Source organism: Methylotenera mobilis 13 (assembly GCF_000384255.1).
Taxonomy (GTDB): Bacteria; Pseudomonadota; Gammaproteobacteria; order Burkholderiales; family Methylophilaceae; genus Methylotenera; species Methylotenera mobilis_B.
The window spans coordinates 1,430,498-1,456,601 of sequence record NZ_KB913035.1; the positions used below are offsets into that span (position 1 = coordinate 1,430,498).

The 26,104-nt window shown below is 41.2% G+C and carries 23 protein-coding genes and 1 tRNA gene; 16 read left to right on the forward strand and 8 right to left on the reverse strand.

What is annotated here, in order from left to right:
• Window positions 1-4 precede the first annotated feature (4 nt).
• The 3 genes from A391_RS0106775 to pqqA all read left to right on the forward strand — a co-directional run bounded on the left by A391_RS0106775 (window position 5) and on the right by pqqA (window position 4,429).
• Window positions 5-2,575, forward strand: coding sequence for a glycosyltransferase (locus A391_RS0106775; RefSeq protein WP_019898295.1), 2,571 nt, complete (start codon window positions 5-7; stop codon window positions 2,573-2,575).
• Between the two features lie 131 nt (window positions 2,576-2,706).
• The gene (locus A391_RS0106780) at window positions 2,707-4,119 is read left to right on the forward strand and encodes a sulfatase-like hydrolase/transferase (RefSeq protein ID WP_232416148.1); all 1,413 of its coding nucleotides are present in this window, start codon (window positions 2,707-2,709) and stop codon (window positions 4,117-4,119) included.
• Window positions 4,120-4,357: 238 nt separating this feature from the next.
• A complete protein-coding gene (gene pqqA / locus A391_RS14305) occupies window positions 4,358-4,429 on the forward strand; it encodes a pyrroloquinoline quinone precursor peptide PqqA (RefSeq protein WP_012777389.1) in 72 nt (23 codons plus the stop codon).
• A gap of 99 nt (window positions 4,430-4,528) precedes the next feature.
• Here pqqA and A391_RS0106785 read toward each other — a convergent pair whose 3' ends face one another.
• The 8 genes from A391_RS0106785 to A391_RS0106825 form a co-directional block, all read right to left on the reverse strand.
• Window positions 4,529-6,436 (reverse strand): ATP-binding cassette domain-containing protein, encoded by a 1,908-nt coding sequence (locus A391_RS0106785; protein WP_019898297.1) that lies wholly within the window; start codon window positions 6,434-6,436, stop codon window positions 4,529-4,531.
• A gap of 59 nt (window positions 6,437-6,495) precedes the next feature.
• On the reverse strand, window positions 6,496-8,514 hold the full coding sequence (locus tag A391_RS0106790) for a UvrD-helicase domain-containing protein (RefSeq protein WP_019898298.1): 2,019 nt from the start codon (window positions 8,512-8,514) through the stop codon (window positions 6,496-6,498).
• A 12-nt stretch (window positions 8,515-8,526) separates the two neighbouring features.
• Complete coding sequence (ylqF, locus tag A391_RS0106795; protein WP_019898299.1) at window positions 8,527-9,477, reverse strand: ribosome biogenesis GTPase YlqF; 951 nt, start codon at window positions 9,475-9,477, stop codon at window positions 8,527-8,529.
• 267 nt (window positions 9,478-9,744) lie between these two features.
• The gene (locus A391_RS0106805; protein WP_232416149.1) at window positions 9,745-10,191 is read right to left on the reverse strand and encodes a DUF3106 domain-containing protein; all 447 of its coding nucleotides are present in this window, start codon (window positions 10,189-10,191) and stop codon (window positions 9,745-9,747) included.
• 29 nt (window positions 10,192-10,220) lie between these two features.
• Window positions 10,221-10,475, reverse strand: a complete 255-nt coding sequence (locus A391_RS0106810) for a hypothetical protein (protein ID WP_019898302.1) — start codon at window positions 10,473-10,475, stop codon at window positions 10,221-10,223.
• Window positions 10,465-10,893 (reverse strand): hypothetical protein, encoded by a 429-nt coding sequence (locus tag A391_RS0106815; RefSeq protein ID WP_019898303.1) that lies wholly within the window; start codon window positions 10,891-10,893, stop codon window positions 10,465-10,467. Before A391_RS0106815 ends, A391_RS0106810 begins: the two co-directional genes overlap by 11 nt.
• A complete protein-coding gene (locus tag A391_RS0106820; RefSeq protein WP_157261333.1) occupies window positions 10,890-11,453 on the reverse strand; it encodes an RNA polymerase sigma factor in 564 nt (187 codons plus the stop codon). Before A391_RS0106820 ends, A391_RS0106815 begins: the two co-directional genes overlap by 4 nt.
• 16 nt (window positions 11,454-11,469) lie before the next feature.
• Window positions 11,470-11,844, reverse strand: a complete 375-nt coding sequence (locus A391_RS0106825) for a hypothetical protein (RefSeq protein WP_019898305.1) — start codon at window positions 11,842-11,844, stop codon at window positions 11,470-11,472.
• Between the two features lie 135 nt (window positions 11,845-11,979).
• Here A391_RS0106825 and A391_RS0106830 point away from each other — a divergent pair, with 135 nt between their 5' ends.
• The 13 genes from A391_RS0106830 (at window position 11,980) to A391_RS0106890 (ending at window position 26,037) form a co-directional block, all read left to right on the forward strand.
• The gene (locus A391_RS0106830; RefSeq protein ID WP_019898306.1) at window positions 11,980-12,804 is read left to right on the forward strand and encodes a class I SAM-dependent methyltransferase; all 825 of its coding nucleotides are present in this window, start codon (window positions 11,980-11,982) and stop codon (window positions 12,802-12,804) included.
• Between the two features lie 82 nt (window positions 12,805-12,886).
• Window positions 12,887-13,303, forward strand: coding sequence for a hypothetical protein (locus A391_RS0106835; RefSeq protein ID WP_019898307.1), 417 nt, complete (start codon window positions 12,887-12,889; stop codon window positions 13,301-13,303).
• 314 nt (window positions 13,304-13,617) lie between these two features.
• Window positions 13,618-14,127: a sigma-70 family RNA polymerase sigma factor gene (locus tag A391_RS0106840; RefSeq protein ID WP_019898308.1), complete on the forward strand. Its 510-nt coding sequence runs from the start codon at window positions 13,618-13,620 to the stop codon at window positions 14,125-14,127.
• Between the two features lie 101 nt (window positions 14,128-14,228).
• A complete protein-coding gene (locus A391_RS0106845) occupies window positions 14,229-15,278 on the forward strand; it encodes a FecR family protein (RefSeq protein WP_081621923.1) in 1,050 nt (349 codons plus the stop codon).
• A gap of 116 nt (window positions 15,279-15,394) precedes the next feature.
• Window positions 15,395-17,890, forward strand: coding sequence for a TonB-dependent receptor (locus A391_RS0106850; protein ID WP_019898310.1), 2,496 nt, complete (start codon window positions 15,395-15,397; stop codon window positions 17,888-17,890).
• Between the two features lie 14 nt (window positions 17,891-17,904).
• Window positions 17,905-19,221 carry a PepSY-associated TM helix domain-containing protein gene (locus A391_RS0106855; RefSeq protein ID WP_036317105.1) on the forward strand — a complete coding sequence of 439 codons (1,317 nt, stop codon included), beginning with the start codon at window positions 17,905-17,907 and terminating at the stop codon, window positions 19,219-19,221.
• 117 nt (window positions 19,222-19,338) lie between these two features.
• Window positions 19,339-19,414: transfer RNA gene (locus A391_RS0106860), tRNA-Lys, on the forward strand.
• 267 nt (window positions 19,415-19,681) lie between these two features.
• Complete coding sequence (locus A391_RS0106865) at window positions 19,682-20,341, forward strand: tetratricopeptide repeat protein (RefSeq protein WP_019898312.1); 660 nt, start codon at window positions 19,682-19,684, stop codon at window positions 20,339-20,341.
• Window positions 20,342-20,347: 6 nt separating this feature from the next.
• The gene (locus A391_RS0106870) at window positions 20,348-20,770 is read left to right on the forward strand and encodes a DUF2141 domain-containing protein (RefSeq protein WP_019898313.1); all 423 of its coding nucleotides are present in this window, start codon (window positions 20,348-20,350) and stop codon (window positions 20,768-20,770) included.
• A 164-nt stretch (window positions 20,771-20,934) separates the two neighbouring features.
• Complete coding sequence (locus A391_RS0106875; RefSeq protein ID WP_019898314.1) at window positions 20,935-22,551, forward strand: phosphoethanolamine transferase; 1,617 nt, start codon at window positions 20,935-20,937, stop codon at window positions 22,549-22,551.
• A gap of 211 nt (window positions 22,552-22,762) precedes the next feature.
• Window positions 22,763-23,593, forward strand: a complete 831-nt coding sequence (locus A391_RS0106880; RefSeq protein ID WP_019898315.1) for a Tim44 domain-containing protein — start codon at window positions 22,763-22,765, stop codon at window positions 23,591-23,593.
• A gap of 274 nt (window positions 23,594-23,867) precedes the next feature.
• Window positions 23,868-25,355, forward strand: a complete 1,488-nt coding sequence (locus A391_RS0106885) for a DUF4118 domain-containing protein (protein WP_019898316.1) — start codon at window positions 23,868-23,870, stop codon at window positions 25,353-25,355.
• Window positions 25,348-26,037, forward strand: coding sequence for a response regulator (locus A391_RS0106890; protein ID WP_019898317.1), 690 nt, complete (start codon window positions 25,348-25,350; stop codon window positions 26,035-26,037). The genes A391_RS0106885 and A391_RS0106890 overlap by 8 nt, the downstream gene beginning before the upstream one ends.
• Window positions 26,038-26,104: the final 67 nt, after the last annotated feature.

Below are 26,104 nucleotides of genomic sequence, written 5' to 3' on the forward strand. Positions count from 1 at the left end.
CTTTATGATTAAAAAACTTCAAAGCTATTTAAGCCCATTTATTTTTGCTGTATTAGTGGCTGCTATTCACTTTGGCATTTGGCATATTTCTAATCGTGCTTTACCGTTAATCAATGCACCAGATATTGTGAATGGTTTTGCATTCAGTGGATTTCAAGTAGATCAAAGTCCGCTCAAAAAAGAATACCCGAGTGCAGCTGAGTTGGAAAAAGACCTGCAACTGCTCAAGCCATTGACCAAACGTATTCGTATTTATGGTGCGCTAGAAAATAGTGAAGTGACTGCACTTGCTTCTAACCTAGGTTTTTATGTGACTGCTGGTGCATGGCTTGGCAGTGATTCTGTCGCGAATCATCGTGAAGTGGATGCGCTAAAGGTGAAAATAAAGCATTACCCAAGAATTGAACGTGCAATTGTGGGTAACGAGGTGTTACTAAGAAATGACCTGACTCCAGACCAGTTGATTAGTTACATAGAGGAAGTTCGTAAAACAACAAAATTGCCTATCTCAACGGCTGAACCTTGGCATGTATGGTTAAAGAACCCTGAGCTTGTGAAGCATGTGGATTATATTGCAGTGCATTTGTTGCCATATCATGAAGGCGTGCCTGTAGAGGCTGCAGTAGATTACTCGCTCAAACGATATCAAGAGCTAATGGATGTTTATCCGAGAAAAAAAATCGTGATTACTGAAATTGGTTGGCCAAGTCATGGGCCAACTTTAGGTGCTGCGGTTGCGTCTGATGTGAATCAGGCGCTTTTTGTGAGGGAGTTTTTAGCCAAAACCGCACATAAAAATTATGACTATTACCTGATGGAAGCATTTGATCAACCTTGGAAGAAAGAGCTGGAAGGTTGGGCTGGTGCGTATTGGGGGATGTTTGATGCTGAACGACATGAGAAATATTCATTGCAAGGTGCGGTGCCTAAAGATGACCGTTGGAAAGCAAAGGCTTTATGGGCGAGCTTGTTAGGGCTTTTGCCAATATTCTTTATTGCTTATCGATTTAGGCATTGGGGTTTAGGGGCGCGTAGCTCAATGGCGGTATTGCTCCAAGCTTGTATTACTACGTTGGTCGTTGCATGGAATTTGCCAGGTGATTATTACTATACGATGAAAGATTTTGTTGTATTAGTAGCGTTGCTAATAGGCATGGGTTTAACGTCAGCAGTATTGATGATCTACGCGGTTGAGTTTAGTGAAGTAATGTTTAAAAAAGGCTGGAACCGTGCATTTAAACGTGCGAAGCCTCTGCCTGCTGAGCAAGAGCTGTTTGTTTCTGTCCATTTGGCATGTTATAACGAGCCGCCAGAGATGGTAATTACGACCATTGAAAGTTTAGCTAAACTCAATTACACCAATTTTGAGGTGATTGTTGTTGATAACAACACAAAAGATGAAGCTAAATGGAAGCCATTAGAAGCTTACATGGCAAAAATGCCAGAGAATTTTAAATTCTTTCATTTGCCACAATGGCCTGGCTTTAAAGCGGGCGCTTTAAATTTTGCCCTAGATCAAACCAACCCTAAGGCGCAAGTAGTGGGTGTGGTCGATGCTGACTATGAGGTAACACCGGATTGGCTTTCTGATTTAGTGCCGCATTTCTTAGAGCAAAAAGTGGCTGTAGTACAAGCGCCGCAAGCGCATAGGGATTGGGAACATAGTTTCTTCCGCAGTATGGGTAACTGGGAATTTGAAGGTTTCTTCCGTATCGGGATGCATCATCGTCATGAGCGTAATGCATTGATTCAACATGGCACAATGACATTGGTGAGGTATCAGGCGCTGATTGATAGTGGCAAATGGTCTGAGTGGTGTATTTGTGAAGATACTGAGCTAGGGTTACGTTTACTTGAAGACGGCTATGAGCTACGTTATATCGATGATACTTTTGGACGAGGTCTAACTCCCGCGGACTTTAAAGCACTTAAATCTCAACGTTTCCGTTGGGCATTTGGTGCGATGCAAATTCTTAAGCATCACATACCTAAGCTATTGGGCGACTCAACATTAACATTTGGACAACGCTACCACTTCTTAACTGGCTGGTTTGGTTGGTTGGGTGAGGCATTGCAGCTAGGTTTTACGATAGGCTCAATTGGCTGGTCAATCGCGATGCTTTTATTCCCAGAAGATGCAAGCCTGCCAGTGTCCATCATGATTACTACCATTATTTGTTTCTTGGTAATCAAAGCAATCATGGGGCCGATGCTGTATTTGAAAACGATGACATGCAAATGGATTGATATTTTTGGCGCATCAGTTGCAAGTCTTGGTCTATCACACGCGATTGCCCGAGGTATCATCAGTGGGTTAATTAAAAAGGATGGCGTGTTTAAAGTAACTGCAAAAGGGAAAGGGCTCAATAAGACTAACTGGTTTGATTGGATTGCGCCAATTCAAGAAGAGCTATTTTTGTTATGTGCTTTAACGATATGTAGTATTGCTATGCTAATAACGCGTGGTATCAGCAATATTGATGCGCAAATATGGGTAGCGATGCTAAGTTTGCAATCATTGCCTTATCTAAGTGCGGTTGCTTGTCAAATTATCAGTAAAAAAGAAAATGGTTGATTACTCATTTGACTAACGCTAGTAGACATAATCCTTTTTGGTCAAATTCTCATCATCGTCATTTCATCCGTGGCGTGATTCGGTTTTTGACCTATCTTTGCGCATTTTTTCTGATAGCGATCGCTTATTGGGTGGCTGATAATTTTGGCGAGCCTTCATTAGAGCAGCTACTTTACCATGCGCAGTTTGGTATGGGTGGGCTGGTTGATACCGATGCTGCTGTGATTAAAAGCTTTTTAATTTGGTGCGCACTGCTACCAATATTAAGCTCGCTATTGCTGGTATTGATTGAGTACTCAATCGCATTGTTTCTAACACATGGCTCAACCCATTGGTTAACTAAGCCGGCGCGTATGGCCAATATCCATTTTATCAAGGTGTTTTATTGGTTTATTGGTCATCGGGCACCCTTATATGCGTTGACGGCAGCAGCGATATATTTTGGAATTCAGTTTTCTGTCACCATTTTTTTGCATAATCAATTTGGTAAAGATTACTTTGCGGCGCATTACCTTAATCCAATAGCCGTAAAAGTAGAGGCGGTTAGACCTAAAAACTTGGTGCTGATTTACGTCGAAAGCCTTGAGAACTCCTATAAAGAACCTAAGTTGTTTGGTAAAAATCTTTTAAGTAGTTTAGATCATTTAAAGGGCTTAAGCTTTACGGACTACAGAAAAGCACCTGGCACATGGTGGACAATTGCTGGCATTACAGCAACACAATGTGGTGTACCGCTTAAAAGTGTTAGTTTATATGACGGCAATGATCAGGGCGAGAAAATGAAGACCTTTCTGCCTAATGCGGTTTGTCTAGGTGATGTTTTGCATGAGGCTGGCTATCACAATGTCTATATGGGGGGCGATGCACTTGGTTTTGCGGGTAAAGGCATGTTCTTTAAAGACCATCATTATGATGAAGTTTATGGCCGCGATGAATTAAGAGGTAAGTTGACAGATGCTGAGTTAAATTTTTGGGGGCTGTACGATGACCACTTATTCGCAGCAGTCAAAACTAAGTTGGTAGAATTGCATAAGAAGCAGCAACCGTTTAACCTGACAGTGACCACAATTGATACGCACGGCCCTGACGGTCATTTTTCTGATTATTGTAAATCGTTAGGTGTTAAAACTTTTGAAGGTATTGTGGAATGTACATCACGTCAGGTTGCTGGCTTTGTCAAGTTTATCAAGAAAAGTGGTTATCTAAAAGACACTCAAGTGGTGATTCTTGGTGACCACTTAGCAATGGAGAACCCTGTCAGCGACAAGTTAGACCGAGTGAAAGAGCGCCTTATTTTTAATCAATTTATTTCAAATAGCCATTTTGAGAAGAATCGTAATCATATTTTACCTTTTGATATGTTTCCTACCATTCTCGATTTTATTGGCTTTAAAGTACAAGGTGGCAAATTAGGTCTAGGCTATACGGCATTTTCTAAAGAAATAGACATGTCACTGATACCTGATTATGAAGAAATGAATCAAGACTTACTTAATCAATCAGATATGTATTTAGATCTTTGGAAACATAAAACAACGCTTTAATACATCTCTTTGCAATCACTAAATGTTAGTGGCGAAAGTGTCTGTGAATAATGAGCGTGTTGAGCTCAATCAAATCTAATGACATAAGATGAAGGGATTTTGCCAATTTAGCTTCATGATTTTACTTACTCGTTGTTCATGAACAACAATAGGGCTCAAAGTCTGCGTTGGCGCATAATTCAATTACACGAACAAGACAGCCGTCAGTTCTAAAAAACTTAAACTTTGGAGAATTATTATGTGGACAACACCAGCAGCGACAGAAATGCGTTTTGGCTTTGAAGTAACTATGTACGTAATGAACAAATAACTTTGTTTTGCGTATTAAAAAACCAGCTAAGTTATAGCTGGTTTTTTTATTTAAATTTAATGGCCTTTCTAGTATAATTAACCATCAATTCATTAGCTATTAAGCTAAGCGTTTATCTAGGTCTTCCCAACGTAGCATTTTAGCCTCAATCTCTGCATCAATTTGGGCTAAACGTGTTTGTAGCGTTTTGACCTGATCAGGATCTTGCACGTAGATGTTAGCATCAGCCAATGTTAAATTGATGTTGGTTTGTTCTGCTTCTAGTTTTTCAATCAAAGCAGGCATTTCATCTAGTTCTTTTTGTTCTTTAAAGCTTAGTTTGTTCGCTGTGTTTTTAGGCGCAACTTCTTTTGCCGCTGGTTTGCTAGATTGCGCTTTTGCTAGTGCAGCTTTATCGGCTTCACGTTTAGCGGTAAAACGCTGCCAATCATCATAACCCCCCCCAAACTCTGTTAATACGCCATTACCTTCAAAGGCGATTACCTGTGTTACGGTGTTTTCTAAGAACGCACGGTCATGGCTGACTAGGAATAGTGTGCCATTAAAATCTTGTAATAAATTTTCCAGTAGCTCTAGTGTGTCGATATCTAGGTCATTTGTAGGCTCATCTAATACCAGTATGTTGGCAGGGCGTGCAAATAAGCGTGCTAATAGCAATCGGTTACGCTCGCCACCTGAAAGTGATTTGACTGGTGAGCGTGAGCGCTGCGGCGGAAATAAGAAGTCTTCCAAATAGCTAATAACGTGTTTACGTTCTTCACCAATTTGCACAAAATCAGAGCCAGGGCTAATGGTGTCAGCTAATGTGGCTTCTTCATTGAGTTGTTCACGCATTTGGTCAAAATAGGCGACACTTTGTTTACTGCCACGCTCAATACTGCCACTATCTGGCTCAATGTCAGCCAGTATGAGTTTAAGTAGGGTAGTTTTGCCGATACCGTTAGGGCCTAGCAAGCCAATTTTGTCGCCACGCAAAATACGTGTGCTGAAATCTTTAATCAGCACTTTGTCGCCATAGGCTTTGCTAACGTTCTCAAGCTCTGCAATCAGTTTGCCACTGCGTTCGCCTACATCTACATTCAGTTTTACATTACCTTGACGTTCGCGGCGTGCTGCACGCTCTAATCTAAGCGCTTCAAGTCTGCGCACTCGGCCTTCATTGCGTGTGCGGCGTGCTTTAATGCCTTGGCGAATCCAAACTTCTTCTTGTGCGAGTATCTTGTCAAACTTGGCTGCGTGGGTTTCTTCAACCGCTAGTAGTTCTTCTTTTTTAAGTTGGTAAGCGGTAAAGTTACCGATAAAGTCTGTGAGTTTGCCGCGGTCTAGCTCAGTGATTCGAGTCGCTAGTTTGTCCAAAAAGCGTCTGTCATGGGTAATAAACAATACGCTACCATTAAAGCCGAGCAATAAATCCTCTAACCATTCAATCGCACTTAAATCCAAGTGGTTGGTTGGCTCGTCAAGTAATAGCACTTCAGGTTCTGCTACCAGTGCGCGGCCTAGAGCCACACGTTTACGCCAGCCACCTGAGAGTGTGCTGATGAGTGCGTCTGCGTCTAAATTTAAGCGGCTAAGCACAGCCTCAACCCGCGATTGTGCTGCCCAGCCATTTTGTGCGTCTAAATCATGCTGTAGTGCCTGCATGTGCGTCATCAGTGCTTCGATATCTGCGTCTGGCATGCCCATGTCATGCGTCACTTGGTGATAATCAACAAGGATTTGTTGCAGATTACCTAATCCTTCTGCCACAGCCTCAAACACAGTATGTGTTGCTACTAATTCAGGTTCTTGGGGAACATAAACCACACGTGCGTTAGGCGCACGCCAAACAGTACCATCGTCTAGTTTAATAGTGCCAGCAATCGCTTTTAGTAAGCTGGATTTCCCAGCGCCATTGCGACCAATTAAACCTACGCGTTCTCCTGCGTCTAGCTGAAATGCTGCGTGGTCGAGTAGGGCGTGGTGACCAAAGGCGAGGCAGGCGTTATCGAGGATGATGTATGGCATGTGTGACTTTCAAATTATTACTGATATATTTTAACTGCTTGTATATGAGATACAAAATGCTATTGTTTATTGAGCATGGCTCTAATGTTTGCCATTTTAGATTTACCAAAATCTTTGCTTGCTTCAGGGTCTTTATTAAATGGGTTACCAAAGTGGCGTACATCATCTTTTGGAATTTCTGCAATAAAACGGCTAGGTTCGCACATTTCCATTTCACCCGCGCGTTTGCGTTTTTTACACCATGAAATATTCAGTGATTTTTGTGCACGGGTAATGCCAACATACATTAAGCGGCGTTCTTCTTCAATTTTGTCGTTATCAATGGACTCTCTGTGTGGAAGGATACCTTCTTCTACACCAATCAGAAATACGTGGCCAAATTCCAAGCCCTTAGAAGCGTGTAAGGTTGATAGCTTTACTGCGTCAGGCTCGCCATTTTCACGGCCTTCTAACATACTCATGAGTGATACCATTTGCGTGAGTTCTAGCAGGTTTTTGCCTTCTTTCTCATTGCCATACTCGGTGCTTGGCTCACCTTTTTTAGAAAGCCAGCCAGTGAAATCAAGTACGTTTGACCATTTAACTTCTGCGGCGCGGGGCTCTTCAGAGTCGTATAGAAATGCTTCGTACTGTATGGTCGCCAATAGGTCATTCAGCACTTCATTGGCAGGATCGCGCACAGCACGGTCTTGCAGTTTGTTAATGTACTGGCAAAAGTTGAGTAAGTCTTCTAGTTGTTTATTACCAATCTCATTTTGGAAGCCGCCTTCAAAAGCGGCTGCAAATAGTGAGATTTTGTGTGCGCTGGCATATTCACCTAAGCGTTCAAGTGTCGTATTGCCAATCCCTTTTTTAGGGGTGGTCGCGGCACGGATAAATGCAGGGTCATCATCTTCATTGGCAATGAGTCTTAAATAGCTGATTAAGTCTTTAATTTCTGCTTTATCAAAGAAAGATTGACCGCCAGATACGGTGTAGGGGATTTTTTGGTTGCGTAAATGCTGCTCAAAGATACGCGCCTGATGGTTGCCACGGTAAAGAATGGCATAATCTTTAAAGTAAGTGCGGTTTTCAAACTTGTGTGCTTGTAGCTTCATGACCACGCTCTCGGCCTCATGCTCTTCGCTCATGGCTGCCGTGACTTGAATGAGATCGCCAGTGCCAAGCTCGCTCCATAGTTTCTTTTCAAACAACTTAGGATTATTTGAAATCACTTGGTTAGCTGCACGTAAAATACGTACGGTAGAGCGGTAATTTTGCTCAAGCTTAATCACCTTAAGCTTACTAAAGTCTGTGGTGAGTTGGCGTAGATTTTCAACATCAGCGCCGCGCCAGCCGTAAATCGCTTGGTCATCATCGCCCACAGCGGTAAATTGTCCACGTATACCTGTGAGCATTTTTACCAATTTGTACTGGCAAGCGTTGGTATCTTGGTACTCATCAATCAATAGATATTGCAACTTACGTTGCCATTTATTCAGCGCTTCTTCATGCTGTTCAAATAACTCAACGGGTAGCTTGATTAAATCATCAAAGTCTACGGCTTGATAAGCCTTTAAGGTTTGCTGGTAAATCTGGTACACCTTAGCAGCGGCATGGGTGAGCTCTTCATCTGCCTGTGCTTTCGCTTGGTCTGGATTAATAAAAGCATTTTTCCAGCCAGAAATCTGCCATTGCGTTTTACGTAATAGCTGTTTGTCTGTGGTGGCAAGTACGTCCGCTAAAATTTTAAAGCTATCTGATGAATCTAGAATTGAGAACTGTGGCTTATAGCCAAGTAATGCCGCCTCTGCGCGCAACATTTGCAACCCTAGTGAGTGAAATGTGGCAATGGTGAGGCCTTTGATATTAGTGCCTTGCATAAGCTTGCCAACACGCTCTTGCATTTCTAATGCGGCTTTGTTGGTAAACGTAATCGCCGCAATTTCTTTTGGCGCATAGCCCGCTTCATTAATCAGATAGCTGATCTTTTGGGTAATGACGCGGGTCTTTCCACTGCCAGCACCAGCTAACACCAGTAGCGGGCCGTCCAAATATTTTACCGCCTCACGCTGAGGCGCATTCATTGAATTTAACATGACAAATTACTATTAATTTGAGTCAGATGCTTCGTCTGTTTCCGAAGCTTGATCTGAGGCTTGTTCTGAGGTGTTAGTTGGGTTAGTTTGTGTACTTAACACCATTGCGGCTCTTGATGATGGCGTTTCTAAACTCACGCGACCAATTGCACCACTGCGGTAATCCGTTAAAAAGGCAACTGCGGTTTTTTCCATATCCCACAGGCCATCATGGCGTTTGTAAGACCTGCGTTTTGCAATGGCCTCAAGTAAATCTACACCATCCATTTGCATCACATCTAGTTTCATTGCGTCTAGTTTATAACGCGCATTCACTAGGGCAGGGTAGCTTTTTAATAAGTTATTGGCTAAAAATGTAGCGACATCTTCATCAATAACCGCATTTCTACCAATCGCATGGCTAGCGGCCAGCATATAGCCATCAGACTCGTAAGCGATTCTAGGCCACATCATGCCTGGGGTATCGGTAATGCTCATAGTGTCGTCTAAGTCAAAACGTTGTTGGCTTTTGGTCACGGCAGGTTCATCACCTACTTTTGCCACGCGGCGATTAAGCAGGGCGTTCATTAGCGTAGATTTTCCCACGTTAGGAATACCCATAATCAACATACGCAATGGTTTTAAATGGGTGCCACGGTGAGGTGTGATTTTTCTGCAGATAGCAGGGATTTTTTTGGCATCGCCTGCTTTTTTACAAGAAAGTGCAACCGCTTTAGTATTGGGCTGCGCGTTAAAATAGTTTAACCAAGCTTGGGTAGCGGCAGGGTCTGCTAAATCTGCCTTGTTTAAAATCTTAAGTTGAGGGCGTTGGCGAAACAAACGCATTTCATCAATCATTGGGTTGTGGCTAGCTGCGGGTACCCTTGCATCTAATACCTCAATTACCATGTCGGTAAACTCCATGGTCTCTTCGGCTTTTTTACGCGCTTGGGTCATGTGACCCGGGTACCATTGAATTGCCATCTATTTCATTTCCTCAATAATTCTGATTTTGTTGCCATCGACTTTGCTAATATTAGCTAAGATAAAGTCTTGGTTTGCAAAAGTTTTGGCTTGCAGCAAAAGTTTTGGTTAGTACATAAAGTGCAGTGTGTTCAGCTTTTCTTTAAATCATCAACGATGATGGTGTAACAAAATTTGCTTTTAACTAATTTCAGTATTTTAGCATTGACGGCTTCAATTCAAGTTTTTATCTGTGACTCTCCCTGGATTATTTATGCAAGCATGATGTTATTGAGCACGTTCCATTTTGCGTTCTTTAATTTTTTCACGTAACTCTTGGCGTTGTTCTGGGCTCATATTTCTGATTCGGCTTTTGAACTTTTCTTTTTGCTCTGGAGACATATTATTCCAGCGCTCACGTAACGCTTTACGTTTTTCGGCTGGCAATTGTCTGAACTTTTGCATATGTTCTTTCACTAAAGCTTTATCTTCAGGAGAAAGGTTTTTAAAGCGAGTGATGTTTTCTTTAGCACGCTCCCGTTGTTCAGGCGGCATGTTTGCCCATTTTTCAGCACCTTTGCTCAGCTTTTCTTGTCGATGAGGAGGCAATTCATTCCAACGATCTTTAATGCCGCTTAGGGTTTGCTGTTGCTGTTCGTTTAAGTCATCCCATGCAATGCCTTCTGCCATGGCTTGTTTTGGAGATAAAGCGAAGCATAATAATACTAGCCTCATTACAAGATAGTGATGCTTGATAGATAGGTTCATTTTTTGCTACCTCCTGCAGGTGCGGCCATGTCAGCGTGTTGTTTGTTACTTTGTTTTACGGTGTTAGTTTTTTGAGGGTTAGTCTGTTTTTGCGCTAGTTCTGCTAAGGCAGCTTCTAGCATGCCATCGTCATCCATCTCGCCAAGCATTTCGATAAAATCTAAAGGAGGGCTTGATTCCGCCAATGCAGGCGCGGTGTAAATTAGCGCAGTGATTAGCAGTAGGCTGTAGCCTGATAATTTAAACGGCATTATCTATATCCTCGGTTGCCAATATTTCGTCCATCCATACATAAAAGTCTGGGTCAGATGTAGTTTCTAAATCTTCTGGATGCGTGAGTAACTCTAACATTGCGATTTGTTCATATTGATCATGGTTACCGCTTTGTTGCGCCGCCATGCGCTGTGTTGAATCATCAATATTGTCAGGGCTGTAAACGATCAAAACAGTCAGTAAAGCACATAATGCAAATGTGCCAACTGGAATCCAAGCATTAAAATTCCAGGCATTGAAATTCAATCGCGATTGTGGGCGTTGTTTTTCGAGTACCTTTTGACGAATAGACGTCAAGGCTAGTTGCGTTTCTTTATCTAACGTAATAACGCTTTCATCCAAGCTGGTTTTCACCTTGGTTTCAAAGGGTTCAAATTGTGATTGCTCGGTTGTCATTGGTAATCCTCTAGCTTTCCACGTAGCTTTTCTAATGCTCTCGCATAATGTGTTTTTACACTGCTCGCAGAGCACTGCATGATGAGTGCAGTTTCGTTGATATCTAAACCTTCCCACACACGTAGTAAAAATACTTGTTGTTGTCGCAAGGGTAGAGCACTTAATGCCGTGTTTAGCCCTGTCATGAACTGCGAGTCTTGAAGCTTGATGTCAGGCTCATGGCTAGTGTCAGTAGGGTGTTGTGCTAGTGCGTCTTCAACTGTTTCATCTTCGTCATCACTCCAGTTTAGCCAGCTTCTAAAGCGGTTACGTACAGACTGCCTACGATGCCAATCCAGAATACGGCTATTCAGTATGCTGTAAAACAGTGCTTTCCATTCTGAAGTTTGATGATGACTGTATTTCTGCACTAACTTCATCATGGTGTCTTGTACTATTTCAAGTGCGTCATCACGATTACCCGTGGCTATTTGTGCCATGCGAAAAGCGCGACCTTCAATATCTGCTAGAAAATGATTCATACTGAGATACTGTTTATCGAAATCGCGCTCCATCGGCATATTATAGTCGTAGACGTTACTTGCGTTTAGCGCGATGGTCTAGGCGGTTGTTGATACGTTCACCTTTTCTATCATAATGGTTGTCGATACGGTCACCACGATTATCCAAATGCTGATCGATACGGTCACCTTTACGCTCTAAATGGTTAGCGCGCTTTTCATGTCCATTATCGCGTGCTTTGTCGGCCTTAGCATCAAGATTGTGCTCAATTCTGTCGCCGCGATTATCTAGGCGTTCTTCAATACGATCACCTTTGTTGTCTAGGCGATGCTCTATGCGGTCACCACGTTTATCTAAGTCTACTTTAGTGCTTGTGGTATCGTCAGCCATCACAGCGGCTGATGCAATTAAGCTGAACAAAGTAACAGTAATCGACAGTGCGTTTTTCATGATTGTTTCCTTATCTTGTTTTGTTTGGATATTGATTGGGGAACACAAGTGAAGTGTTCTTAGTATACAAAACGCAGTCGTTATTTGTTTGACGACAAGCCAGATAAAAAATATTTTTTCAATTAAAATAGCAATATGCAAAATATTCCAGAAATAAAACCTAATCAATCTATTGAGCTACTTAAAGCGCTACATATCCTCACGCGTGACGGTAAGCTTAATCAAGATAGTCGCCGTAAACTTAAGCAAGTTTATCACTTGGTAAATTTTATTGATCCTTTGTTCAACGATGTTTTAGGGCATAACCCAAATCCCGTTCTGGTGGATCATGGTGCGGGCAAATCTTACCTTGGTTTTATTCTGTATGACTTACTACTTAAGCAGTTAGAAGCTGGCGAAGTGATTGGTATTGAAACGCGTGCAGAATTAGTGGCTAAATCCAAAGACCTCGCGCAACAGCTTAACTTTGCGCGGATGCGTTTTGAGCATTTAACCGTGGAAGAATCCATCAGCTCAAATGTGATTCCTAACCAAGTTGATATCGTAACGGCTTTACATGCGTGCAACACTGCAACCGACGATGCGATTCAATTTGCACTAAAAAAACAGGCAAAATATATGGTGTTAGTGCCATGCTGCCAGGCGGAAGTAGCAGAAGTCTTACGCCAACATAAAAATGAAAGTTTTGGCAAAACGGCGTTAAGTGAAATATGGCGCCACCCGATTCATACGCGCGAGTTTGGTAGCCAAATCACCAATGTGTTACGTTGTTTGCAGTTAGAGGCCGCAGGTTACAGCGTCACAGTGACAGAGTTGGTAGGGTGGGAACACTCCATGAAAAATGAATTAATCATTGCAAAATACACTGGCCAGCCTCGTAAAAATGCAGCAGAACGCATTACGAATATATTGCAAGAGTTGAACTTAGAAACTATGCAATCCAGATTTCTAGCATTGTAAAGACTTAAGCACTGTAATACTTAGCAACATCATGATTAAGCTTGTCGGTTTAATTATATATAATGAAACATAAGGTTTAAATATGAAGCTTTTTACCAGCATATTATTGTGTTTGATGAGCGTGAGTAGCCATGCCGAAACAACCAACACGCCAGACTTTAGTGGCGTGTACAACTGCGTAGGAGATGATGCGCATGAGGGGAAATATACAGGCACGGTGACGATGCAATTAAAGCCAGAACACAGCACAGCAAACTATGCCAGCTATGACTTTAAGCTTGAAGTACCAGAGTACGGCACTTACCTTGGCCATGCTGCGGCCAATGGCTACAATGTTGCTATGTACTTTGCGCTAGAAGATCAAACTACTAAAGACTATGGCACGGGCATTGCCGAAATGAAGAAAAATGCAAAAGGGCAGTGGGGCTTTCATAAGTTTTATTTTGAGCCTGATTTCAAAGGTGGCAACACAGGGGTTGAAGACTGCGTTATCCAATAAATCTGACATTCACTAGTTTACTTGCCTATTTAAGAGTGATGTTGTTTCACAGCCACACTTCATTTTAATGCTTGTAGTTGTTGCTTATGTGGTTAGCTAATCGGTTGTTAAGCTCTCGTTGGCTATCTCCAACATAGAGAGTCGTTCCTTTTGTACCGCACATGCAACATGTATTATCAAGTGCGATTTTTCATCGCATACACATTTAATCCTACAAGTAGAGTATTAAAAATTCGTATTGTCAGTTGTGTTTATACGGAATATAATGAGAATCATTATCATTTGTAACCCGTCGGGTTTTATTAGGCCTATACATGTCAGCTGTGGATGTATCCCTTCTGCAAGAAGTTCATACACTATATTGCTCACACCACGGCTGGTTGGTTAACTGGCTAAAGCGGCGTTTGGGTTGTATACACAATGCTAATGATTTAGCTCAGGATACGTTCCTGCGTGTCATTGACAAGTCTACAATGCTTACCCATGTGAATGAGCCTAGGGCATTTTTAAGCACCATTGCTCATGGATTAATGGTTGATCATATCCGCAGAAAAGAACTGGAGCAGGCTTATCTGCAAGCGATTGCGCACTTACCACAGAGGTTAATATCATCAGCTGAAGGACGCTTGGTTTTTATAGAAGCGTTAATGCATATAGACAGATTATTTGTTGGATTGAAGCCCAATGTTCGTAGTGTTTTTTTACTGTCGAGATTAGAGGGGATGACCTATCCGGAAATTTCCATTAAGTTGGGAGTGTCGCTCAGAACGGTAGAAAGTCATATGGCAGAAGCGCTGCGTCATATACTTACAAAAAGTCGTTAACTTGCGACATACCGCTCAACCGATTAGACTCCATGTTTAAGTTGAGCACTTACAGCAATAAACTGTGAGTTTTTCATTCTCTTAATTAGACTGCTTTTGCATTGAACTCTTCCAGCCCATTTCCCGATAATCACTCTACAAGTTCTGACAGCGTAGATATTCCACCAGAGGTGTACGAGGCATTAATTAGTTGGTCAGTCAAACTTAACTCAGGAATAGCGAGCAATGATGTTATGCAGCAGTTGCTAAGTTGGCGGGCGCAAAACCCTTTGCATGAGGCTGCTTGGCAAAAGTTAAATAAAATAGAGCAGCACTTTGATCAATTCCCCATCACTTCTAAACCAATCGTCACAGAGACCTTTTCTATTGCAGATCAGCAAAAAAGTGCCCTTACTACACGACGTCGCCGTTTAAAGAGGCTTAGCTTAGCGGCTATGATAATCACGGCTACTGCCTTACTTGCAAATCAATATACGCCATGGCATCAAGAGGCTCATTATGCAACAGGTATAGGTGAAAGAGAGACAGTCATACTTGCGGATGGAACCCAGGTCATGTTGAATACTAACTCTGAGATTGATGTGAATTTTTCATTATTTAAGCGTGAAATAATATTGCAGCGTGGTGAAATATATATAGAAACCAGTAAAGATAAAGAGTCTTTAGTCGGGAGACGGTCGTTTTTGGTGAAATTCGAGCAGACAGCGTTAGAGGCAATTGGCACTAAGTTCTCGGTGAATAACCAAACGTCTAACACCAAATTGTATGTGACAGAGGGGATAGTTGAGATACAGCCTAACAACTATGCACCAGTGCGTGCTTATGCCTATGAGTCTTATACGATGCTTGAGGGCACTTCTGCGCCTATAAAAATAAACACTACAGATCAAGTGATGAATATGGATCCGATGGCGTGGATAGGTGGAGTGCTGGTTGTTAAACAAATGCGTTTAGATGAATTTGTTACAGAGCTGTCGCGTTACCAGGATATAACAATAATCTGCGATGCAGATGTTGCTCATCTTAAGGTCTCTGGTGTGTTCCAGTTAAACCAAGAGGAGCCTGTGGGGCACGCGCTTAAAGCGATTAGCCGAACGTTACAGGTCAGCATAGATAAAAAAAATAGAGCAGTTATTATTAGTAAGAAGTGACATTAATCAAACTGCCATTAAAAATATTTAAAAAATAAATCACAAAAAACTGCGGGTTTTTTCAACGTTGTTCGGCATATGGTTATTTATCTAATTCTTTAAAAGGTATTTTAACTATGTGCAATCAGCGCAACGATTATGTTGGCAATGGCGTATATTGCGAAAATGTGATGTCACACGTCCAAATCAGCAACCGCAAGCAAGCAAGTACTCGCCAGTTTCTACCTCGTACTATCTCAGTAGCAATCAAAGCATTATTTATCACTGGTGCTATCGCTACGCTAAATTTATCTTACTCATCCTCTGTATACGCTGCTGATAGTCAGGTCGTTGTTTACAAACTGCCTGCAGGGACGCTTGAAGACTCTTTAAATACATTTGCAAAGCAATCGGGCATTACCCTAACGTTTGATCCAGCATTGGTAAAAGGAAAAACTGTCCCAGCCGTCAATAGCCAACTTCCAGCGCAGCAAGTTTTGCTGCAGATTTTGAAAGGTAGCGGCCTGCAACCAATCACCATAGATGGTGCCGTAATCATTAAGCCGCAACCTTTAGCAGGCAATATGGACGCTTTGCAGGAAGTCGTCGTAAACGCTGAAAAAGTGGCTTCACCAAGTAGCTTATCTCAGCCTTTTGCTGGAGGGCAAGTAGCAAAGGCTAGCCGCATGGGTATATTAGGTAATGTGGATCTGTTTGATACACCATTTAGCACGCAAAGCTTTACTGATGAGTTTGCACTTGATCAACAGGCGAGACGAGTGGCAGATATTATCGCGGTGGATCCATCTGTACGTAGTGCAATGGCAGAATATGGAGATAGCGAGACTTATATGATTCGTGGTTTTCCTTTGTTTGTGAATCAGGTGGGGATGAATGGACTGTATGGCATGACGGAACTTAGGCGAATTGCGCCAGAGTTCTATGAGCGTATTGATGTGCTCAAAGGCCCGGCATCTATGCTTAATGGCAGTAGCCCATTTGGAGTGACTGGCGGCAATGTTAACTTGGTGACTAAGCGAGCAGGTGATAAGCCATTGACGCGGTTAACTGGTAGTTATATTTCCGATAGCCAATTTGGAGGACATTTAGATTTTGGTCGTCGCTTTGGAGAGGATAATGCTTGGGGTGTGCGCCTGAATGTATTAGCGCGTGATGGTGATACACCTATTAGCCGTCAGGAGGATCGTATGTATGACGGTTCTTTGGCATTGGATTATCGTGGCGAGAAATTCAGTGCTAGTTTAGATATGATAAGTCAAGACAGATTAACGAAAGCCTATTCTGCAAACATTGTCTATAACCAAGGCTTTGCGCTACCACGAGCACCAGAAAATGATAAAAACTTTACCAACGATTGGGAGTTTTACAAAAGTAACTCAAATAACTGGATGGCTAAAGCCGAGTATGAGTTTAGTCCGCAAGTCAGCACTTATGCAACTTATGGGCAAGCAAAAGGGCAAGAAGAGTATTTTTACGCTGGCTCACAAGGTCGTCGCTTTATTAACAGTTCAGGTGACTTTACAGCGCGTGCAGGTGGATACAAAGGTTATTATGAAGTTGAAACCTATGAGCTAGGTATGCGTGGCCGCTTTATGCTCGGAGATATGAGTAATAGTTACGCACTTTCTTATAGTGATTTTGGTCGTACAGCAGGCGGTGCAGTAGTCAATGCAACTGCGCAATACACTGGCAATGTATATAACAGCCCCAACCTTCCAAAACCTACTGTCAATTATGGCTTAATTCCTCAAAATGGTGATTTACAGTTAAGTAGTTTGGCCTTGATTAATACTTTTGGCTTCTTAGAAGATAGTTTGTTAGTCACTTTAGGTGCGCGTGACCAAAAACTGTATAGCGGTATCTTTAGTGCTGGCGTTAAAAATGCTGCTTATGATGAAAGCAAAGTAACACCGACCGGGGCAGTGTTAGTAAAGTTGGGTAATTACTCACTATACGGTAATTACAGTGAAGGTTTGTCACAGGGTTCAACCGCACCTAATACTACTGTGAATGCAGGTGAAAACTTATCGCCGTTTATTACTAAGCAGTACGAAGTAGGGGCAAAATACAATGCAGGCACATTTGGAGTGACAGCTGCACTATTTCAAATTACACAGCCTAGCGCCTTTACAAATGCCGCAAACCGGTTTGTAGAAGATGGCGAGCAACGTAACCGTGGGTTAGAACTGTCTACATTTGGTCAACCATTAAACGGCGTTCGACTATTAGCTGGCTTAACTTTAATCGACCCTGAACAAACCAAAACACTGAATGGTGTTAATGATGGTAAAGATGCGATTGGTGTACCTAGGATTAATCTCGTATTAAATGGTGAATATGATATTTTCGCACTTCCTGGACTAACTCTGACTGGACGAGTAACAGCATTTAGCGATGCACAAGCTGATGTTGGCAACACGCAAAGCATTCCTGGCTGGTCTAGTTTAGATGCTGGCGCACGTTATGTGACTCAGGTTTCTGGTAAGACCGTCACACTACGTGCCAATGTGATGAATTTAGCTGATAAAAACTATTGGAACTCGGTATCACGTGGTTTTATTACGTCAGGTGCACCACGCACGGCATTGATATCGGCAACGATAGACTTTTAGTGGTTGTAGCTAATATGCGTTCTATTTTTATATTACTACATCGCTATGTGGGCCTGTTAATTGCATTATTCTTAGTGTTAAGTGGACTCACTGGTGCGGTAATCTCATGGGATCATGAGTTAGATGATTTGCTGAATCCGCATTTAATGGATGCTAAAAGCACTGGTGTCGCTATTTCACCCATCGAGCTTGCTAAGCAGATTGAAGCACGTTATCCAGAAGTGCGCGTTACTTACCTGCCAATTGAGATTGAGCCCGGTGAGTCGTTTCGGTTTGGCGTTAGCCCAAAACGTAACCCGGTCACCAATCAGTTGTTCGAGCCTGGATTCAATCAGATATTTATCGATCCTGTTACTGGGGATGAGCTGGGCAAGCGCCAATGGGGGCTTGCGTGGCCACTTACTAAAGAAACCTTTGTTTCATTTTTGTACAAGCTTCATTACACACTACATTTGCCTGAAATGTCGGGAACAGATCGTTGGGGAATATGGTTGCTAGGCATTATTGCAATTCTTTGGACGCTGGATAGTTTTGTCGGTTTTTACTTAACTTTACCAGTGAAGCGACGTGTCACCGCAAATCAGGCTGTAGAAACTCAGGTAGGTGAATTTAACGATGAGCTATCTACGGAACATTTACCTAAGTCGGTCAGTAAGTCATGGTGGCAACGCTGGCAATCCGCATGGAAAGTGCGCTGGTCTAGTGGTGCAAATAAGCTAAATTTCGACTTACACCGCGCATTTGGCCTTTGGACATGGGGGTTATTGATTATTATCGCCTTCACGGCATTTTCATTAAATCTATACCGTGAAGTGTTTTATCCAGCCATGTCTAATATCTCAAAGGTGACACCATCACCATTTGATTTGCGTACTCGCGCACCTAAACATGAGCCTATTGCACCACTAAGCCAATTCGGGGAAATTGCCACTAAAGCGCAAGCTGAAGCTAAAAGCCGTGGTTGGGTTGAGCCTATAGGTAGTGTTCTTTATAACCAAGCCTTTGGAATATACGGTGTGCAGTTTTACAAACCAGAAGATGGCCATGGTGCAGGAGGTGTAGGTCATAAACGCTTATATTACGATGCAAAAGATAGTCGTTACCTAGGTGACCGTCAACCATGGAAAGGTACGATAGCAGACATTTTTTTACAAGCACAGTTTCCATTACACTCCGGGCGTATTCTAGGGCTTCCTGGGCGAATATTGATTTCGGTCATGGGCTTGGTAGTGGCAATGCTCAGTGTGACTGGTATCGTTATTTGGTGGCGTAAATGTGCATCACGCCAACGTTACTCAGGCAAAAAGCTAAGGGTAATTAAGGCAATCTGATCATAAGAGGATTAGTTTTACGTGCTTAACAATGAGTACGTATGCGCTAAATTAAGAGTTGTCACATTTCTATTGCTAGTACACGACATCTCGAACAACCGTTATAATAGAGAGATTGGGAGATTAGCTCAGCTGGTAGAGCAGCGGACTCTTAATCCGTTTGTCGCGAGTTCGATCCTCGCATCTCCTACCAATTAAATCAAAGGCTTGTGCTTATGCGCAGGCCTTTTGACTTTACTACCCTCTAGCGCGAGAATTAATCGCAAATTTTGCGCACTTTACACTGCAAAATACGTATAACTCATTAACAAAAATTAGCGATTATCTATTATTAGAATGGTTTATTTTTGTAGTGTATTGATTTTATTGGTAAATTAATACTTAACTATTGACGTAAATATCGCTAATAGTTGGCACGTTATTTGATTCATTAACTTGGTAAATTACTAAAGGGTTAATGATGAATATTGTGACTAAAAAACTATTTGGCTTGATGTTGGTCGGCTTGTTATTTTCTAACGTTACATTTGCAGGCATGAACGAAGATGTTGTTCAATTGCAAAAATCTTGGGAAAAGCTTAAATACCAAACACCAACCGCTCAACAGGAAAAAGGGTTTGAGGCGTTGTTAGTAGAATCTAAAGCGGTGACTGCACAATATCCTGATAAAGCAGAGCCTTTGATTTGGCAAGGCATTATTGAGGCAACATTTGCTGGTGTAAGAAACGGGATTAGTGGCCAATTAGCTGCTTTGTCTTTAGTTAAAAGCGCAAAAAAGAGTTTTGATGCGGCTATTGGTATTAATCCCAATGCTTTACATGGCTCAGCTTATACAAGCTTAGGTTCTTTGTATTACCAAGTGCCGTCTTGGCCAATTTCGTTTGGTGATAATCAAAAAGCAAAAGAGTACTTGACTAAAGGGCTTGAGCTAAACCCTGAGGGCATTGATTCTAATTACTTTTATGGTGATTATCTTTATAAAACTGGTGATGTTTCAAAAGCTGAATCTGTATTGAAAAAAGCGTTGCAAGCTAGCCCTAGAGAAGGGCGAGAAGTTTCAGACGAAGGTCGTAAAAAAGAAATCAACGATTTGCTCAAAAAAATGGCAGAAAAGAAGTAATTTCACATGAAGTTGATACTGTTAAGTTTTATGGTGTGGGCCACTTCCAGTGGCTTAGCTTTTGCAGAAGAGCACAGTTTAATAGTAAATTTTACTGGGGTAAAAAATAGCTCAGGAGATGTTTATGTTGAGCTATATTCTGACCCTAAAACGTTTAGAAAAAGTGCTTTAGCAACAAATGTTATTAAAGCTAAAGCGCAAGAGGGTACTGTCACCATTAAATTTACTGGTGTTAGCCCTGGGGTTTATGCAATTTTGGCTTTTCATGATGAAGATGGAAATGGCGTACTTAATAAGCGTTTCGGTATGATTCCAACTGAAGGCTATGCTTTATCCAATAACCCTGACGTCTTTGGACCGCCTGCATTTAAAGATAGCGGATTTGAAGTACTTTCAGATAAAGAGCTAACCATCCCCATGCATTATTAATTCCTAATAGCCCGTCTTAAGTTGATGATTATTTAATTAAATCAATATTGCACAACCTATCTTTGTATCACCTTTGCACACGTTAAAAGACTTAGCCATTATTGGCTGAGTCTTTTTATATTATTAGGGTGTTCGAGTATAAAAAACCATAATAATCGGATTATATGAAAATCATTTTAACCCCGCTAAATCGCACCATCGTATTAGTTTCCCTTTTCATTATGCTGACAGGTAACCTATCCCTATTTAAAAGGCTTTTAGAGATTTATCCATTTGGTTTTGGAAACTTGCCTTTTTTATTATCGCTGACGATATTTTTTACCTTAGCTACCACCTTGTTTATGCTGATGATTAGTTATGGTAGGGCAACCAGATGGATACTCGCCTTTTTTCTCATTGCGTCATCACAAGCTGCTTACTACATGGATCAATATGGCATCGTGATAGACACTGTTATGATCGATAATATCGTACAGACTAATCTTCACGAAGCTGCTGGGTTGCTCAATATGAACCTTGTGATTCGAACACTTTTTCTAGGCTTGCTTCCTGCATGGTTTGTATTAAGAAAAACGCCTGTGCCTCAAGTTGTTAAGGCGGAGTTGATGTCGAAGATTGCTTTGTTGATTCTGTTTGTATTGGGTATTGGTGCCGTAGTAGCACCTTTCACAGCGGGGTACGCATCATTCATCAGAGAGCATAAAATGACTCGAATGTTCGCAAATCCAATCTATTTTACGTACTCTGGTGTTCAGTATTTAACGCAGAAGTTTAAATCGACAGAGGTAGTTAGATTGAAACAAACCGCCACTGATGCTGTTGAGATAGGCCCTGAACATAAAAATGAACTCATCATATTAGTGGTGGGAGAGACCGCAAGGGCTGATCGATTTTCATTAAATGGCTACGCAAAAGAAACTAATCCACAACTTAGTAAACAAGATGTAGTTAGCATGACAGATGTGTCATCGTGCGGAACATCTACAGGCGAGTCAGTACCATGCATGTTTTCAATCATGAAGCGAAAACACTTTAACAGGGAAGAGGCCTTGCATATTGAAAATGCATTGGATGTACTGTATGAAAACGGTGTGCAGATTTTATGGCGAGACAATAACTCAGATTCCAAGGGTGTTGCAGTTAGGATGCAGTACGAAGATTTCAAGAGTCCAAAGCTAAATCCTGAATGTGATGAAGAGTGCAGAGACATCGGAATGTTGAGCGGTCTTGATGAATACATCGCATCTAAAACTAAGAAGGATATATTAATTGTTTTGCACCAAATGGGAAACCACGGTCCTGAATATTACAGGAGGTACCCAAAAGAGTTTGAACGCTTTACACCTGCTTGTAAAAGTAGTGATCTCAAAAACTGCACTAAGGAGGAGATTGATAATGCCTATGATAATGCAATCCTTTATACCGATTTCTTTTTATCTAAGGTCATAGATTTTCTGAAAAAGTACGATGGGCGATATGAAACAGCGATGTTATATGTGAGTGACCATGGAGAGTCGCTTGGTGAGCATGGTATTTATTTGCACGCAGCTCCTTATATGATTGCACCTAAAGAGCAAACACATATTCCTGCCATTTTATGGATGGGAAAGAACTTTGATTATCAAATCGATCAGCTTAAACCCTACCGAGATTATCCATTGAGCCATGATGATTTGTTTTGTATGTTACTGGTAGGCTTTGAAATGGATTCAAAAACCTGTGAAACACGTAGAAACGTACTGTTTGAGAATCGAGATCTTAAAAGTACTGGCGGAAAGTAACAATTAATTTGATGCCATGCTTATTTTATCTTTGGTATCAGAATTAATGCCGATTAATGAGATTCATGAAAATTCATTTTTAATTTAATAGCTAAGGCATAGCTTATAGATAATTAATATTGGTACCGCTACGTTTTCTATCTTAATTCACTTATAATTTGTCGCGCTTTAGTTTGTTAAGCCAATATATTTTTATGTTTATAAGGAATGTATGAAACGCTTTTTGATGTTATTGATGGTTGCACTTACTTGTTTGAGCTTATTAGCCCCTATGGCAGAAGCTAAACGCTTTGGTGGGGGAGGTAGCTTTGGTAAAAATAGGCCAGTACCAACCAAACAGACACAGAAAGCGCCTGAAACTGCACCCAAACAAACCTCATCTGGCGCAAGTAAATGGCTTGGCCCATTAGCTGGGTTGGCGATTGGTGCTGGTCTTGCAAGCATGTTTGCAGGCGGCGGTTTAGGTGCGTTTGGTAATGCTATCGGTACTATTTTAATGGCGCTTGCGGCGGCAGCAGTCATTATGTTCTTGATAGGTAAATTCAGAAGATCACAACAACCTAACATGCAATACGCAGGTGCTGGCGCACCATATAACGCGCCACAACCATTGCGTGAAGAAGCGTTTGCTAGTGCCTCTTCTGTAAAAAATAGTGGCAATATTCCTCATGACTTTCCTGTAGAAAGCTTTTTGAGAAATGCAAAAATGTCTTTTATTCGCTTGCAAGCCGCTAATGATAGAAAAGACATTAACGATGTTCGTGAATACACAACGCCAGAGATATTTGCCGAGATCTCCATGCAAATGCAAGAGCGTGGAAATACACAGCAAGCGACTGAGGTGGTTTCTATCAATGCTGAGCTATTAGAAGTGGTAAATGAAGGTGAATACTTGATAGCCAGCGTACTTTTTACTGGGCAGTTACGTGAAAATAACGAAATGTTAGAAAATATAGATGAAGTTTGGCATATTCAACGAAATGCGAACGACGTTAATTCAACATGGTTATTGGCTGGTGTTCAACAGGTTAGTATTCAATAAGTTTGTTACTGTTTTAACCAAGTAGCAACGGTTAAAATAAAATCAGTTAGTTGAAGTGTTGATTAAAGTGAGGGCTTAGATACATCTAAGCCCTTTTTTATTTTAAGTCCACATAATCTATAGTCGGTATTATTGTCATGTGCGGTTTTTGCTCACTAATCGCCAATTTTTTAATTGCCACTACAAAACACTATAAACATGACATTTTTGTGGATTTAGTATTTAATCCAAACGTTGTTCTGGCTATGTGTCATGAAATGTTAGGAATTGGATTTTGAAAACACAAATCATTCAAGCCACTTTTGTGGTAATTATGCTAGTGCTAACCACTGCGCTAAGTCAAAAATTCTCGAGCATATTAGGCTTAACTGGCGTAGCAATGACTTATTTGTTACTAGTGGTTGCTGTGGCCTATTTCCAATCATTCCTTAGTGCTTGTTTTACTGGCTTGACAGCATTTTTCTTGATTAATTATTTCTTCATCACACCGCGATTTACTTTTCAAGTTGCTAATGTTGAATCCATTGCTAGTTTGGTTAGCTTTTTATTGGTGTCTCTTGTCATTACCTCGTTAGTGAAAAAACTTAGGTTTCAAACTGGCGAGTCTATGGCGGCATATAAGCGTGCAGATTTCGCAAAACGATTAGCCGAACACTTAGCGATTGCAGATGACATCAATACTCTTTTTCAAGAGAGTTGCCACCTTTTAAGTGCTGAGTTTGAAACAAAAGTTTTGATTGGCATGTTAGATAGTGAAAGCAAATTTGTCACCAATTCAGATCAAAATGAGATTACTTTGCCCACGCATAATGCGATGAGATGGGTTGCTGACAATGGAAAACCAATCGGTCCTTTTACTGGTAATTGGGAAGCATCTGAATATTGGGTGATTCCATTTAATCGATTACCCAGTAAAGATCCTGTTTTAATTGTAAGCAATGTTGGGGCAGGGGCTAGTTTAGCTACATTGAATGCGATTAAGTATTCGGTTGACCAGATTGCGATGGCTTATCAACGACTTAACAACTTAGAACGTGCAAAAAAGGCAGAGCTTATTGCACAGGAAGAGGCGATTCAAAATGCCTTACTTGCGTCAATAGCCCATGACATGAGAACGCCGTTAACCTCTATTTTAGGCGCCGCCACAGCGTTAGGCCAAAAGAACGTAAAGTTAAGTGAAAGTCAGAATGAGCATTTAACCGCACTAATTGCATCGCAAGCCCAGCATTTGGCAACGACTACTGAAAATATACTTTCATTAATACGCCTTGAATCAAGTACCTCAAACACCATTCCAATGGCGCTAGAATCCCCAGAGGAAATCATTGGGATCGTATTGAAGTTATATAAAGATCGTGGTGATGATTTAAACTTTAATGTGACGATCAACGAACAAGAGTTATTGATATATGCAAATGCTAATCTGTTGATTCAGGCATTAATCAATCTTATCGATAATGCGAAATTATCTAATCTGTCTTCAAATGTTCAAGATGCCATTCAAATTGAGGTTGGTAAAAAGGATCATCGTATTTACATCAGTATTTTGGATAGTGGGGAAGGCTTTAGTGATGATTTCAATATCACAAGGATTAAAAAATTCTCGTCAACTCGCAGTAAAGGGTTTGGCCTAGGTTTACCTATCGTTCAAGCAATTGCTAATGCACATCATGCCGATTTAATGATTAGTAACCGTGATATTCATGGTGCATGTGTCACATTGAGCTTTACCATACCAGAAATCGATACAATTTATGCTTGATAAAGAATTAATATTGATTGTAGAAGATGATTTACAAATCAGCGAGTTTTTACAATTTAGCTTGGATGCTCACGGTTTTAAAACAACGCATGCGGCTTTTCTTACAGATGCAATTGATTTATTTCAACACCAAAAACCTAAGCTGATTTTATTGGACTTAAACCTCCCCGATGGCGATGGTTTGAGTTTTATTCAACATGTCAGATTAAACTCAGACATACCGATAATCGTATTGTCTGCACGCCAATCTGAAGAAGAAAAAGTAGATTGTTTTAATGCAGGTGCTGACGATTATCTTGCAAAACCCTTTGGTGTTAACGAACTTATTGCTCGGATTAAAACGTCTCTAAAACGTTTATCGATGATGTATTTACGCGATGATGTTTTTAAAGTTGATGATTTGGAAATAGATGTATTTAATGCGAGTGTTTCTCTGAACTCACAACAGTTACATCTCACCCCAATTGAGTTTAAGCTGTTATTTATATTAGCTAAAAGGCCAGGTAAGGCATTTACGCACCGTCAGTTATTGACCGAGGTTTGGGGGGCTGAGTACGTGAATGATGTTCATTATTTGCGTATTCACATGGGTAGGCTTCGTGCGCGCTTGGAAGCTAACCCAGCCTCACCACGATATATTCTTACAGAGGCTGGTATCGGCTATAGATTAGCGGCTTCATAAATATTAGTTGTTTGTTTATGTGATTGATATGTGCTCAATGATGTAATGGTATTTCTTATCATCATTA

What these genes read in the sequence shown, in the direction of transcription:
- A391_RS0106775 (WP_019898295.1), top strand. Translation starts at nt 5, where the DNA reads ATGATTAAAAAACTTCAAAGCTATTTAAGCCCATTTATTTTTGCTGTA.
- A391_RS0106785 (WP_019898297.1), bottom strand. Translation starts at nt 6,436, where the DNA reads ATGCCATACATCATCCTCGATAACGCCTGCCTCGCCTTTGGTCACCAC.
- A391_RS0106790 (WP_019898298.1), bottom strand. Translation starts at nt 8,514, where the DNA reads ATGTTAAATTCAATGAATGCGCCTCAGCGTGAGGCGGTAAAATATTTG.
- ylqF (WP_019898299.1), bottom strand. Translation starts at nt 9,477, where the DNA reads ATGGCAATTCAATGGTACCCGGGTCACATGACCCAAGCGCGTAAAAAA.
- A391_RS0106805 (WP_232416149.1), bottom strand. Translation starts at nt 10,191, where the DNA reads ATGAGGCTAGTATTATTATGCTTCGCTTTATCTCCAAAACAAGCCATG.
- A391_RS0106810 (WP_019898302.1), bottom strand. Translation starts at nt 10,475, where the DNA reads ATGCCGTTTAAATTATCAGGCTACAGCCTACTGCTAATCACTGCGCTA.
- A391_RS0106815 (WP_019898303.1), bottom strand. Translation starts at nt 10,893, where the DNA reads ATGACAACCGAGCAATCACAATTTGAACCCTTTGAAACCAAGGTGAAA.
- A391_RS0106820 (WP_157261333.1), bottom strand. Translation starts at nt 11,453, where the DNA reads ATGCCGATGGAGCGCGATTTCGATAAACAGTATCTCAGTATGAATCAT.
- A391_RS0106825 (WP_019898305.1), bottom strand. Translation starts at nt 11,844, where the DNA reads ATGAAAAACGCACTGTCGATTACTGTTACTTTGTTCAGCTTAATTGCA.
- A391_RS0106830 (WP_019898306.1), top strand. Translation starts at nt 11,980, where the DNA reads ATGCAAAATATTCCAGAAATAAAACCTAATCAATCTATTGAGCTACTT.
- A391_RS0106835 (WP_019898307.1), top strand. Translation starts at nt 12,887, where the DNA reads ATGAAGCTTTTTACCAGCATATTATTGTGTTTGATGAGCGTGAGTAGC.
- A391_RS0106840 (WP_019898308.1), top strand. Translation starts at nt 13,618, where the DNA reads ATGTCAGCTGTGGATGTATCCCTTCTGCAAGAAGTTCATACACTATAT.
- A391_RS0106850 (WP_019898310.1), top strand. Translation starts at nt 15,395, where the DNA reads ATGTGCAATCAGCGCAACGATTATGTTGGCAATGGCGTATATTGCGAA.
- A391_RS0106855 (WP_036317105.1), top strand. Translation starts at nt 17,905, where the DNA reads ATGCGTTCTATTTTTATATTACTACATCGCTATGTGGGCCTGTTAATT.
- A391_RS0106865 (WP_019898312.1), top strand. Translation starts at nt 19,682, where the DNA reads ATGAATATTGTGACTAAAAAACTATTTGGCTTGATGTTGGTCGGCTTG.
- A391_RS0106870 (WP_019898313.1), top strand. Translation starts at nt 20,348, where the DNA reads ATGAAGTTGATACTGTTAAGTTTTATGGTGTGGGCCACTTCCAGTGGC.
- A391_RS0106875 (WP_019898314.1), top strand. Translation starts at nt 20,935, where the DNA reads ATGAAAATCATTTTAACCCCGCTAAATCGCACCATCGTATTAGTTTCC.
- A391_RS0106880 (WP_019898315.1), top strand. Translation starts at nt 22,763, where the DNA reads ATGAAACGCTTTTTGATGTTATTGATGGTTGCACTTACTTGTTTGAGC.
- A391_RS0106890 (WP_019898317.1), top strand. Translation starts at nt 25,348, where the DNA reads ATGCTTGATAAAGAATTAATATTGATTGTAGAAGATGATTTACAAATC.